The organism is Flavobacterium sp. AG291, assembly GCF_003350375.1.
Classification (GTDB): Bacteria; Bacteroidota; Bacteroidia; order Flavobacteriales; family Flavobacteriaceae; genus Flavobacterium; species Flavobacterium suzhouense.
Genome location: NZ_QQAR01000004.1, coordinates 247,318 through 259,299, shown reverse-complemented (window position 1 = coordinate 259,299; position 11,982 = coordinate 247,318). Strand labels below are relative to the sequence as shown.

The window sequence follows — 11,982 nt, the reverse complement described above, 5'->3', positions numbered from 1 at the left end:
TCGTAATAATGAAGCAAACATCGCGACTGAAGTTACAAAATACGGGCGATTAGCTCAGTTGGTTCAGAGCATCTCGTTTACACCGAGAGGGTCGGGGGTTCGAATCCCTCATCGCCCACAAGAAAAGCCGAAACGCAAGTTTCGGCTTTTTTCATTCTCAAAAGTGTGGAAAGATTTCTTTCAGACACTTTTGAGAATGAAAAAGTGACCCACCCATAAGGTGGGTTTGGCTTTCTTGTAGCATTAACTTCTTTTGGGATGAACGGAGTTAATCCTCATTGCCTATCACTTATAAACTCTTCAGGAAACTGAAGAATTTTTTGTTTTATTAATTACTCTCTACAAGTTCTATATCCATAGTTTTTATAAGTCTGTCTTCAAAGGTATAAACGTGCTTTACTGTTCCGTCAAACATTAAATTTCCTTCAAGGTCTTTTACGTTCTGATGTACTCTCACTTCCAGGCTTCCGTTTTCTCTTTCGGAAAAGCCGACAGGTTCAACTTTCGGGTTTATTTCCGTCCACTGCCTTGTCCAGTATTGTTTTATTTCCTCGTGGCCGCTAATATAACCACCTTCCCATGCTTTAGACCATTGAACGTCTTCCTGCATGGTTGCAAGTGCATTGTCAATGTTCCTTTCGTTAAATGCGGTGTATGCTTTATCGATAGTGTCTTTGAATTTTGTCATTTTGATTGATTTTGATTTCTGCTAAGATAGGAATTATCCATTTTTGAATATGGGATCAGTGTATTGTTTATAATCATTTCCTCAGATTATTCCTATACGTATAAGTACGCGTTTTTGCTGTTGCGTACAAACCCCTGTTTTTAATCATGATGGTTTTAGGTAGGTTTTTTTATCATAAGTTTACCGTGGATTGGTAACACTTTCCGGTATTCAACTAACTTTAAATTACTAATTTATGAAACAAAAAATTACTTTTCCAACTTCCTTTGTTGTGTTGGCAGCTATGGCATTTGCTGTATGTAGCTGTCGTAAAAACGACAATACTGAGGAAGGTAAAGAACTCACTGCTATGGCTGAAACTCCTGTTAGCGGTGCATTTCAAAACCACCGTGATTCAGTACCTACTAAGGATCAGTATGGTAATCCTTTATTTGTTCTGAGCCATGATTATCCTACAGAGGTTAAAGATGTCGTTAATCCTTCGTGGCAGCAGGCGCTTAAAGGTAAACCTATCTCCGAATCGAATGTGTTTGCGTATATGGATTCATTAAAAAGCTATATAGCTCCTAACGTCAAACCTTTTTTTACTGATAATAAGAATTGGACGTCGGCTAAATATGGTTGGTTTAATGAACCCTGGATAGGTTCTGAGAGAGAGGCTATACTAGGGGCTTATCTGGGCAATGGCAATCCGGCGGGAATGTTTAAAAGCCTAAAAGAAGATGAGGCCGGGTATGCATTAGTGTTCTACGATTCTGTTGCCGCATATACTGTAGGTCAGCTATGGGGTAAAACGGGTGAGAAAGTTAATCTTACTAAAGAATCGGGGCAGTTTAAAGAAGGAAGTATTGTTGTGAAACTTGCTTTCTCAAATATTAATGCGCCTAACTGGCCTGTACTTAAAGGGGCTGAGACCTTAAGTGTTTATGATACTATTGCAACTGCTGAAAATCCTAAAAAAGGGTATCAGGTTCGCAAAGTGAGCTTCTTCCAGATGGATGTGATCGTTAAAGACAGTAAGACTGCACCTAAGACAGGTTGGGTTTACTCAACTTTTGTGTATGATATGGATGCCAAGGGTGATTTTTGGGATAAAATGGTGCCACTTGGCGCTATGTGGGGCGACGATCCGGATGTAAACAGTCCTATTACTCCTCCGTATCCTAAGTTGAAAGAAACGGTAATCAATCCTAAAGCGCCTTTTTATAGTAAAGAAACCCTTGGTTGGGGCGGAAGGTTAAGTGGTCCTAACGATGGTGCTGTAGCTCTGGAAGCTGTTGATGTAACAACGGGTAAAGTTTATAAGAATCTGGCATTGTCTTCTTGTATGAGCTGTCATAGCCCGGCTCAGGCAAAACTAAAATCGTTCCTGCTTCCCGGTCCTAAGCAAACTACGAATAACTTAATGGTATACACACCGGGTAGTGCTGACTGGATGCTTTGGTTCAGGGATAATTATGGTGATGTTCCTTTTGATGAAGGACAAATAGCACTGGATTATGATATGGCAATGGCTGCCAAATCAATTCCGGCTTATAATGCGGCTATGGCGAAAACGGCTACATCGGCAAAGAATGCCAGAGTTGCTGCTGTTGACAATGAGACAGCTGCTACCGTTAAGGCTTTTACAAAATACAGGCATCGTAATATGAAAAAATAGGTAGTGCCCTATTATTGGTTGTTTATTGATTAAAACCGCCCTGGCAGAATTGTTGGGGTGGTTTTTTGTATCTTGTCTTGTTTGTTAAAACTCCTCTTTAGCTTCAAAAGTCATAGTTTTTCGTGTAACCGGATGCACGAACTCAAGATAGGCAGCATGCAGGTGCAGCCTGCTGGCAGCTGTGCCATACAGGTCATCGCCCACAATAGGTGCATTTAGTCCGAGTTCATGGGCAGCGTGCATACGTAACTGATGGGTGCGTCCTGTATGTGGCCAAAAATGGACTTTCGTGGTTGTTTCTGTTCGCTCAACCGCTTTCCAGGTAGTATGAGCCTTTTTTCCAAAGTCAAAGCAAACTAACTGTCTTGGCCTGTTGTCAAGGTCGCCACGCAAAGGCAGTTTTATTTCTCCATCATCTTCAGCAATCACTTTTGAGAGTACTGCCGAATAGCGTTTGTTTACGGTGCGTTTCAGGAATTGTTTCTGGATGTCTTTGTGTGCATCTTTCGTTTTTGCAACTACTAATAATCCTGAAGTTGCCTGATCCAGCCTGTGGATGATAAGCGGTTCGATACCGTTAAGTATATATTTTAATCGTGTATAAACCGAATCGTTTATCAATATTCCCGGAACCGATAAAAGGTCGTCAGGTTTGTTTACTACTACAAAACTGTCGTCTTCATAGATTATTTTAAGTTCTTTGCCTTCTCCGATATTTATCAAAAACGGATTTTCATCGGTTTCTATGCCTTCGAGCATATGTTCTAATATAGGTTTGCATTTGCCGTTGCATGCCGGGTAGAACTGTTTGTGTTGGCGTATCTCCGATTTAGGAGGAGAACCCCACCAAAATTCCGCCATGGCTAAGGGTTTATAACCATGCAGGAATGCATATTGCAAAAGTTTTGGAGTGGCACATTCACCTGCTCCTGCAGGTGGTTTTCCAAATACAGTATTCCCAAATATTGACTGAAGGCTTTTAGTTTTGCCGTCTTTGTTCAAGAAAGAATATTGTTCAAAGAGTTGTAATTGTAACGCGGCAGATTTCTCTTTACGATCTTTTTTTAATGTTTCAATTCGATCCTGATATATTGAAAGTTTCTGCTGAACTTCTTCCAGTTTTAGTTTCCATTTTTCGGTAAGTAACCTGAACTGATGATTGTCATAATGACTAAAGCGAATTAGATATGCGTCAAAACGATTATAGTCTTCTTCGCTGATAACATTCTTTCTTCGTTCACGTAAATCTTTACGATAGGCTTTGTTTATTTTGAGCTGTTTCTTAAAAGTCTCAGTTTCTTTAGCTGCCTGTAGGGTAAATGATTCTAAATCGACTTTGAGTGACAGATACTGTTGATCTGCTTCAATTGTTTTTACTTCGTCATTAATGCTGTTTAGTATATACTGTTCTTTTAAGAAAAAACTATCTTCAAGAAGCATATCAAAAACAGGCGGGACAAACTTTGGATGATCGTTAGAATCTGCAAGTTTTCCTGAGAAAGCTGACAAGTATCCTAGTTTACCTTCGCTGTCCTGTATTACAAGAACACCAAACATTTTGCCTATAACCAATCCTTGCTGATCTTCTTTAAGCCCAAAATTATGGTCAAGATCGGTAAGACTTTCCAGATATTGCTGCAATTCTTCGGCGGCAATTTTAGTCAATGGATGAGGTTCGTAAAGAAACGGGAACGTAAAGCGTTCCGGTAAAGCTATGCCTGTTATTGTTTCTTCGTTAAAATATGTAATCCTTTCGGAAGCGTTCCTGCTCAATGTGAGTGTGTTTAGGCTGCGAAATTAATTTATCTGATTCATTAATTCAAATGGCTTTTTAGTTTTAACAGGCTTGTGGTTTGGAGTGTCTTTATTTTATAGTATTTTGGCTAATGATACCTGAATGATTTTTTATATGGAGGATGAAAAATTCATTTTCTGTCTTGAAGCAGTTGATGATATTGAAAAAACCGGGGTTACTGAGGTGGTAACAATTCTCGAAAAACTTGCTTTTGAGCAGGGGATAGGCAGTATCTATAAAACCTGTGATACTATTGAAGGGCTTGAGGATAGCCTAAATGCTCTTTTGTATGATGATCATAATTTTAAGAATTATGAGATCATCTATCTTGTGATGCCGGGAGAGCAGAATACAATTTGTCTTAATGGTTATTATTATAGTATTGAAGAAATTGCTGAATTATTTGAAGGGAGATTAAGAGGTAAGATCCTCCATTTCGCTAATGAAAAAGCTCTTGATCTAAGTTCGGATGAAGCACAGTATTTTTTAGATATTACAAATGCAAAAGCAATTTCGGGCTATGGTCATGCTTATGGTAAGCAAAGCAGCAGCGGTCTTGACAGGGTGTTCTTCGGACTATTTGAAGATAGCGATGATGTTATTGATATTGTGGAAGAACTGCATCAAAAATATTATGCGTTGTGCAAATTGCTTGATTTCAGATTGTATTATTAATAGAAATGCTCCTAAAAAAGGAGCATTTCTTTTATATCAGTTCAAGGGTTCTTTCGAGAGCCATGCCTCGGGAGCCTTTGATAAGTATTGTTTTTTTCTCAGGTTTTAAACTGCTAAAGTTCTCCTTAAAGGTGTCATAATTTTCAAAGAAATGCATGTGGGTTGCCTCAGCTTTACTATTGTAAAAATCTTTACCGACAAAATAAACTTCAATTCCTTCTTCATTCACAAGCGACTGAACAATTTTAGCGTGTTCTTCGTGACTTTCCTGACCTAATTCAAACATATCTCCCAGAATGGCGATTTTGTAGCTTTCTTCAGTGTCAAGCTGAAGGAAGTTGGCGATAGCGGCCTGCATACTGCTTGGGTTGGCATTATAGGCATCCAAAATGATATTGTTGCTATTCTTTTCAAGTAATTGCGAACGGTTATTTGAAGGAATATAACCTTCAATAGCATCTTTTGTTTTTTCATCACTTACTTTAAAGTGATGTCCGATAGTAATGGCAGCGCTTATGTTTGTCGCGTTATAAATACCTATGAGGTGTGATTTTATATCCTGTCCGTTATATTTTATCGTAACCATTGGATTGGCTGATGCAGCATCAATTCTTACGTCGCAGTTGTAGTTATCTATTGCAAATGTATAATGCGACATATCTTTGGTCTTTTCACGCTGAATAGGGTCGTCAAGATTTACAAAAGCAGTTTTGATATTCTCCTTCAGATAATCATATAATTCGCTTTTGCCTTTAATAACGCCTTCATAGCCTCCAAAACCTTCAAGGTGCGCTTTTCCAAAATTAGTTATATAGCCAAAGTTTGGTTCTGCTATAGAGCATAAAAAGGCAATTTCCTTTTGGTGATTAGCACCCATTTCTACGATACCTATTTCAGTTTCGTGGGTAAAGGATAATAGGGTAAGAGGTACTCCGATATGGTTGTTAAGATTGCCAATTGTGGCAGTAGTGTTGTATTTTTTTGAAAGAACAGCGTTGATAAGTTCTTTGGTGGTGGTTTTTCCGTTGCTGCCAGTTAAGGCTATTACCGGAAGGCCAAGTTCACGACGATGATGACGTGCAAGATTTTGTAATGCCGTAAGGCTGTCCGGGACCAAAAGCATATTGTCGCCTGTTTTATAAGCAGGATTGTCAATCACTACATATTTTGCACCTTTTGAGAGCGCTTCAGCAGCAAAGGTATTGGCATCAAAATTATCTCCCTTCAGGGCAAAGAATAACGAGTCCGGAGCTATTTTTCGGGTATCTGTTGCTATGCTTTTACATTGCAGGAAATAGCTGTAAAGTTCTTTGGTTTCCATGGAAAGTATATAAAAAAATAAAAGCCCTAAGATAGGGCTTTTATTGTATTTACATAAGATGAAACTTAATTAGTTTCTAGCTTTCTTTTTGCTTGATTTTGGACCTACTTTAGACATAGCGCAACGGAATCCGATGTAGTCTGTAGCCATATCCTGTGGGAAGTATCTTCTTTGTGCAGGGTCTAGCCAGTAAGCTCTGTCTCTCCAAGATCCTCCTTTGTATACACGAACGTTATCGTTTACAAGAGTAGTTCTTTTTGAAGATTTGTCATACTCTCTTAGCATGTTACCAAGGCTATCTTTAGTTACAAGGTGTTTTGGAGAGTCATACATTCTTTCTGATTCTTTTTCAGTACCTTTTTCTTCATCAGTACCACTAAAATCGTAGTAACGTGTAGATTGTCTGTCACCATCTCTGAAGTTTCTGTTGTCACTTCTTGTATAGTTTTGTCTTAGGTATGTATCGTCAGTTGTAATTTGCTCCTGAGAGATTTGACCAGGTAGGTTTCTGTATTGGATTTTACCGTTAGCAAGTGTATCATACTGAATGTTGTCAGTAGTTACGATCTCAGCTCTTCCGTCTTCACCAATTTTGTTTTTCATATAAACGTTTCCTCTGTAGTAGTTGAAGTCGTTAGCTTCGTCATCTACGATAGGACGATAAACGTCAGCTACCCATTCTGCAACGTTACCAGACATGTCATACAGACCAAAGTCGTTTGGTGGGTAAGATTTAGCCGGAGCTGTGATATCAGCGTTGTCATCAGACCATCCTGCAATTCCTCCGTAATCACCTTTACCTTGTTTAAAGTTAGCAAGCTGATCACCTTTAGAAGTTCTTTTTCCACTACGAGTGTAAGAACCTTTCCAAGGGTATTTTTTATCTCCTCTGTAAAGGTTGTACTCACGGTTACCTACAAGAGCAACAGCAGCATATTCCCATTCAGCTTCAGTTGGAAGTCTGTATTCAGGAAGAATTATACCTGAAGTTCTTTGTGCATATACGTTAGTAGCACCTTCTTTGTTTGCTAATTTGTTTCTTTGGCCTTTAAGAACGATTTCCTCGTTACCACCGTACGATTTAGTAGGGCTTTCTAGGTAAGCCTCAGTACTGAATGTAGTTTCAGCAGTTACGTCAAGTACTTTTGCGTCTCTTTTAAGGTATCCTTCTCTTTCAAGTACAGATTCGTTAACACGGTCTGTTCTCCATTTAGAGAATTCTACAGCCTGTATCCAGTTAACACCTACCACCGGGAAGTTAGAATATGCCGGGTGTCTTAGGTAGTTGTTTGTCATTGTTTCATTGTAACCAAGAGCACTTCTCCATACTAAAGTGTCCGGTAAAGCACCAACATAAATGTTTTTATAGTTCTCTTCTGTTGGAGGGAAAACCCTTTTTAACCAGTCAAGATACTCCATGTACATTACGTTAGTAACCTCAGTTTCGTCCATAAAGAAAGACTGAACGTGCTGCTGTGTTGGAGTGTTGTTCCAATCGTGCATAACATCGTCCTGAACTTTACCCATAGTAAATGTTCCACCTTCTATCTCTACAAGCCCCGGAGCAGTTTCCTGCTTTTTGTACTTAGAGTTGTGTTGGAATCCACCTTTCTTGTCATTGATCTTCCAGCCTGTAGCAGTGGAATTACCATTTGACCCTTTTTTACTGCACGCAGTAAAACCAAATGCCATCGCAAACGCGAGAAGCAACTGTAAAGCCGTGATTTTGTTAACTTTCATCTTTCAGTAGGTAAATAAATTTCGTGGCGCAATATAATAATTAACCGTTAAACCGCAACACGTTTTTAAAATTTTTGTAAAAAATCTAAAATTATGTTAAATCTCTTATTCTATAACGCCTATTTTGAAGTAATATTGCAGGCGGACAAAAGAAAAAATTTTCCTTTTGCTGTAATATATCTCGCATAGCTGCGTTCTCTCAATGATGAAAAACAGATTATTCTTTTTTACTCTACTATATTCAATTGTTTCTTTTGCGCAGCAAAGGGGTGAAATTGTCTTGAACTGGACAGATAATGTTAAGTCTTTTCTTGTAGAAGAGGCTTTAGTTTTGCCGGAATTTCAGGCTCAATATCTCGATTATGACGCGAATACAAAACAATTGTTTTTCTCTTATTCTTTTCCTGTTTCCGGTCCGGTAGATCAAAAATCATTGCAAATCACTAATGTGGTTTATGAAAGTATGGCTTCGGATAAGTTGGGGACACTTTCTGCATCATCTGTCCCGTCGGCTATTAATGCTTCAATAGCTGCTTCGAAAGCAAGAGATAAATGGATGGCCGGAATTAGGCTGTCTCCTATTATAAAAGAAGGTGGGGGGTATAAAAGGATCAAATCGTTTACCTATAGTTATAATGCTTTTGCCGGAGAAACGGTTACCTATGGGGTTAATGATTTTAATGTTATTTCAAATTCAGTACTTTCTTCTGGAAGCTGGTTTCGTTTTTATGTAACAAAATCAGGAGTGTATAAAATATCACGTGGTTTTCTTCAGCAATTAGGTTTAGATGTTAATGTAGATCCCCGTAATATTAAAATATATGGTAACGGCGGTAGAATGGCACCTCTTAGGAATAGTGTTGATTACCCTGCCGATCCGGAAGAAAATGCGATAACTTTTATTGGTGAAGAAGACGGTAAGTTTGATAGTGCTGACTATATTCTTTTTTATGCTGAAGGTGTTGATAACTGGAGTCAGGAAAACGGCTCGCACAATAATCTGTATGCGGATAAGTCATACTATTATGTTACATCGCAGGGTGGTCCGGGTAAGCGTATAACAACTATGGGGCAGCCTTCGGGAGCGCCTACACTTACTACGGCAGTGTTTGATGAATATCAATACTATGAAAAGGATCTTGTTAATATCGCGCGACTTGGACGTAAATGGCATGGAGATCCTTTTAATGTAAATAATGAACAGGAGTTTAAATTTACCATTCCTGATATAGAAGCTGTCGCAGCTACTGTAAAAGTTAGTGCGGCTGCAAATGCTCCTGTGCAAACCTCTATGGTAATAAAAGTAAATGGTCAGGATCTTGGTGCGCTTCGCTTTAAGGTGCCTGGTGAACATGATGCTGCTGATGACGGAGGTGTTACTGTTAATGTGGGTGATAATGGTCCGGTGTCTGTTTCGTTCACTCCCTCAGGAAATGATATAACTGTAGGGCTTACTTATAATAACAATGGTGCTCCGAGTGCTAATGCGTGGTTAGATTATGTTGTGGTTCAGGCTAAGAGAAAATTGCAGGGTAACGGGAAGCAATTTCGTTTCCAGTATAATGATGCAGCGACCAATAATGGAGTAATACAGTATAATCTGTCTAATGCGACAGGAATAAATCAGGTTTGGGATATTACAGATATATATAATGTAGGTAAAATACAAAACGAGGGACTTCAGTCGCAATTTTCGTTTAAGTCTACATTAGGAGAGGTAAGGAAATATATTACGGTAGTTTCGTCAGATTATTATACGCCTCTGCGCGATAGTCAGACACGTGTTGCAAACCAAAATATAAAAGGAACTATTTTTAATGGTGCTAATGGGCAGTTTCAGGATGTGGATTATCTTATTGTTACTTCTGCCAGTCTTAATTCTTCTGCCGAAACCCTTGCAAATCTTCATCGAAAAGAAGGCATGAATGTAAAGGTTGTTAATCTTGAAAATATCTATGCAGAATTTTCTTCAGGAAAACAGGATATTGCTGCTATTCGAAATTTGGTTAAGTACATTTATTTGAATGCATCGTCTCCGGAGAAAAGAATAAAATATGTAAATCTTTTCGGGGATGCGTCGTTTGATTATAAGAACAGGATTCCGAATAATACTAATGTAGTGCCCATAATGCAGGGGTATGATCCTTCACCTTCATTTTTAAATTATAGTACAGTAACGACATTTACATCTGATGATTTTTATGGCCTCATGGATCCGGAAGAGGGTGCTATGCTTGATTCCGGGAGCGAAGGGCTTGATGTCGCTGTTGGAAGGATGCTTGTGAATGATAAAAAGCAGGCGGATGAGATGGTGAATAAGGTTGCGGAATATAAAGCGTCTGAGGCGTATGGCAGATGGCGTAATGATTTTATTGTTATTGCCGACGATCTTGATGGTAGCGGTTCTTTAGGTTTTGTGGATACGCTGGATGATATGACGAATGAGCTTATTGCGGCAAGGCCTTTTGTGAATGTCAGGAAAATATATACAGATTCTTATGTGCAGGAGTCTTCGGCGGGAGGGCAGCGCTATCCTCAGGCTAAAGAGGAATTGATAAGGGCGATTAATTATGGTGCTCTTATTGTTAACTATTTAGGGCATGGTGGAGAAGATGGCATGGCAGGAGAGCGTATCTATGAAAAAAAAGATGCTGATAATCTTACTAATAAACATAAGTACCCTGTTTTTATAACGGCTAGTTGTGAAATAACCAAATTCGATAATCCTTACAGGCCTACAGTAGGGGAATATACTTATTGGAATGCTCAAGGTGGTGCTATAGGTTTGATAAGTACTACAAGAGCGTTATATATTACTGTTGCTGAAAACTTTACGCCGTTGATGGTGAAAAATCTTTATGCTTACGGACAGGATGAGTTTCCTTCGGTAGCGGAAGCGCTTCGTGTTTCTAAGGTAACTATGAATAACAAAAATATCAGGATGGTGTGTTTTATTGGGGATCCGGCGCTTAAGCTGGCTATTCCTAAGCCTGAGATAGTTCTGACGGAAATAAATGATATTCCCGTAGCAGATTTTACGGGAGCTCTTAATTCCTTAGCTTATGTAAAGTTGGAAGGCAAAGTAGTGAATGGCTCGGCGACGGCAACTAATTATAATGGAGAGCTTGAGGTAACTGTTTTTGATAAAAATATTAACAGGCAAACGCTTGATAATGATCATATGGGCAAAGTGATTCCGTTCTCTACGCTTGGTGAGACAATATTTAGGGGTAATGCATCGGTTACTAATGGTTTGTTTGAGTTTGGGTTTGTGGTTCCGCGTGATATTAAGATACCTGTTGCAGAGGGGAGAGTGAGTTTGTATGCTTCACGAACAACAAAAACAGATGACAGGCAGGGGTATAGTACTACTGTAAAAGTGGGAGGTGTAAATCCTAATCCGGAAGCAGATACGACAGGCCCAAAAGTAAGGCTGTATATGAATGATGAGTCATTTGTTTCAGGGGGTATTACAAATGCTTCACCAATATTTCTTGCTTTTCTTGAAGATGAGCATGGTATTAATACAGCGAGTGGTATTGGACATGATATTGTTGGGATTCTCGATGGAGATGAAAACAATCCTTATATTATGAATGATTATTATGAGGCGGAAAAAGATAACTACCAAAGAGGTTCGTTGCGTTTTCCGTTTAGTAATCTCGAAAAAGGACTGCATACCATAACGCTTAAGGCGTGGGATGTGTATAATAATCTTGTTACTGCTGAAATCCAGTTTGTAGTTGTAGGTGATGAAGGGCTTACGCTGGATAAGGTGCTTAATTACCCTAACCCTTTTGTGAGCTATACCGAATTTTGGTTTAACCACAACAGGCCTTTTGAGCCTCTTGATGTACAGGTTCAGATATTTACCGTGACAGGTAAGGTGGTTAAAACAATAAACCAATCTGTTACTACCGATGGGTTTTTGTGCCGCGATATAAAATGGGATGGAAAAGATGATTTTGGCGATCGGATAGGTAAAGGAGTTTATGTGTATAAACTCACTGTAAGGTCGACTGTTACTAATAAAACAGCAGAAAAGTACGAAAAGCTTGTATTGCTGTAAAAAACATTATATTTGTGACCCTTTAAATTTTTAA

The 11,982-nt window shown here is 38.9% G+C and carries 7 protein-coding genes and 1 tRNA gene; 4 read left to right on the top strand and 4 right to left on the bottom strand.

Annotation, left to right across the window (positions count from 1 at the left end; all coding sequences use genetic code 11):
- The first annotated feature begins 43 nt into the window (after positions 1 to 43).
- Positions 44 to 118, top strand: a tRNA-Val gene (locus DEU42_RS06855).
- Between the two features lie 210 nt (positions 119 to 328).
- Here DEU42_RS06855 and DEU42_RS06850 read toward each other — a convergent pair.
- Positions 329 to 688 carry a nuclear transport factor 2 family protein gene (locus DEU42_RS06850; protein WP_114757534.1) on the bottom strand — a complete coding sequence of 120 codons (360 nt, stop codon included), beginning with the start codon at positions 686 to 688 and terminating at the stop codon, positions 329 to 331.
- Between the two features lie 235 nt (positions 689 to 923).
- Between DEU42_RS06850 and DEU42_RS06845 the strand changes: the two genes are divergently transcribed.
- Positions 924 to 2,348, top strand: coding sequence for a hypothetical protein (locus DEU42_RS06845; RefSeq protein ID WP_114757533.1), 1,425 nt, complete (start codon positions 924 to 926; stop codon positions 2,346 to 2,348).
- A gap of 84 nt (positions 2,349 to 2,432) precedes the next feature.
- Here the strand turns inward: DEU42_RS06845 and DEU42_RS06840 are convergent, their stop codons facing one another.
- Positions 2,433 to 4,121: an RluA family pseudouridine synthase gene (locus tag DEU42_RS06840; protein WP_114757532.1), complete on the bottom strand. Its 1,689-nt coding sequence runs from the start codon at positions 4,119 to 4,121 to the stop codon at positions 2,433 to 2,435.
- 136 nt (positions 4,122 to 4,257) lie between these two features.
- Between DEU42_RS06840 and DEU42_RS06835 the strand changes: the two genes are divergently transcribed.
- Complete coding sequence (locus tag DEU42_RS06835; RefSeq protein ID WP_114757565.1) at positions 4,258 to 4,818, top strand: DUF6642 family protein; 561 nt, start codon at positions 4,258 to 4,260, stop codon at positions 4,816 to 4,818.
- A 31-nt stretch (positions 4,819 to 4,849) separates the two neighbouring features.
- On the opposite strand, the gene DEU42_RS06830 is transcribed toward DEU42_RS06835, so the two are convergent.
- The gene (locus DEU42_RS06830) at positions 4,850 to 6,139 is read right to left on the bottom strand and encodes a UDP-N-acetylmuramoyl-tripeptide--D-alanyl-D-alanine ligase (protein WP_114757531.1); all 1,290 of its coding nucleotides are present in this window, start codon (positions 6,137 to 6,139) and stop codon (positions 4,850 to 4,852) included.
- Positions 6,140 to 6,208: 69 nt separating this feature from the next.
- Positions 6,209 to 7,879: a gliding motility lipoprotein GldJ gene (gene gldJ / locus DEU42_RS06825; RefSeq protein ID WP_114757530.1), complete on the bottom strand. Its 1,671-nt coding sequence runs from the start codon at positions 7,877 to 7,879 to the stop codon at positions 6,209 to 6,211.
- A gap of 202 nt (positions 7,880 to 8,081) precedes the next feature.
- On the opposite strand from gldJ, the gene porU reads away from it, so the two are divergent.
- Positions 8,082 to 11,948, top strand: coding sequence for a type IX secretion system sortase PorU (gene porU, locus DEU42_RS06820; RefSeq protein WP_317047566.1), 3,867 nt, complete (start codon positions 8,082 to 8,084; stop codon positions 11,946 to 11,948).
- Positions 11,949 to 11,982: the final 34 nt, after the last annotated feature.